The organism is Xenorhabdus innexi, assembly GCF_002632485.1.
Taxonomy (GTDB): domain Bacteria; phylum Pseudomonadota; class Gammaproteobacteria; order Enterobacterales; family Enterobacteriaceae; genus Xenorhabdus; species Xenorhabdus innexi.
In genome coordinates this window covers 1-836 of sequence record NZ_NIBU01000208.1, presented here as the reverse complement: position 1 = coordinate 836, position 836 = coordinate 1, and the positions used below count along the sequence as shown (strand labels likewise).

Sequence of the window (836 nt, the reverse complement as noted above, 5' to 3'; positions counted from 1 at the left end):
TGAAAGACTTCTCGACTGATATCACTGGCATAAACTTTTCTCATTCCAGTAGGTTACATGAAAAACTGTTCAGGGTGAAAAAGATTCTGAATAGCCTCTTATTGAATTTAGGCTATAAATTAACCTTTTCTGCTGATCCTCTTTAAGAAAAAGCCGTGTGGATATCATTATCCCACGGCTTGGTAGTACCTGCTGCCTACACTGAGCTGTTGTGCCAACCGTAAAACATCTCATCCATCGGGGCATTATCCCCCATCTTCTCCAGACACATTTCCTGAATGCCCTTACTGGCACAACCACCACCCACCTCCTGTAAAAACGCATACATCTGGACAGGCATCGACAGCGACGCAATTTTGGGCGTTTTCAGGGTGCGTTTTTTCCCTAACTTCGGCCAGGGGATCGCCGCCATCGTTTTCCGTGAAGTGGCACACTAATTTTGGTCACCGTAATAGAGGTGATATTCTCACTTCGATAATTCAACAGGTGATATGATGAAAAAAAGTTTCAGCCCCGAGTTTAAATTAGAGTCAGCCCAATGAGTGCTGGATCAAAACTACAGTATTGCCGAGGCCGCCAGAGCCATGAATATCAGCCAGTCCGCTATGGGACGATGGGTTCACCCGTTAAAGCAGGAGCGACAGGGTCAATCCCCGAAAGCCTCGCCCATCACGCCGGAGCAAATTGAATCCGCAAACTGAAAAAGAAACTCCAACGCCTTGAAATGGAAAATGATTTTTTAAAAAAGGCTTCAGCACTCTTGATGTCAGATTACCTGAACAGTTCTCGCTAATCGAACAATTCAGAGTGCATTATCCCGTGGCTTTCCTGTGCCA

Annotated in this window: 1 protein-coding gene and 1 pseudogene; one reads left to right on the top strand and one right to left on the bottom strand. The window is 45.6% G+C overall.

Annotated features, from left to right (window positions below; translation table 11 throughout):
• Positions 1-196: 196 nt before the first annotated feature.
• Complete coding sequence (locus Xinn_RS21120; protein WP_086956873.1) at positions 197-412, bottom strand: hypothetical protein; 216 nt, start codon at positions 410-412, stop codon at positions 197-199.
• Between the two features lie 130 nt (positions 413-542).
• Here Xinn_RS21120 and Xinn_RS23050 point away from each other — a divergent pair.
• A pseudogene (locus Xinn_RS23050) lies at positions 543-836 on the top strand (transposase); the annotation flags it as partial.

Coding starts and splice junctions, on each gene's coding strand:
- Xinn_RS21120 (WP_086956873.1), bottom strand. CDS start 412: ATGGCGGCGATCCCCTGGCCGAAGTTAGGGAAAAAACGCACCCTGAAA.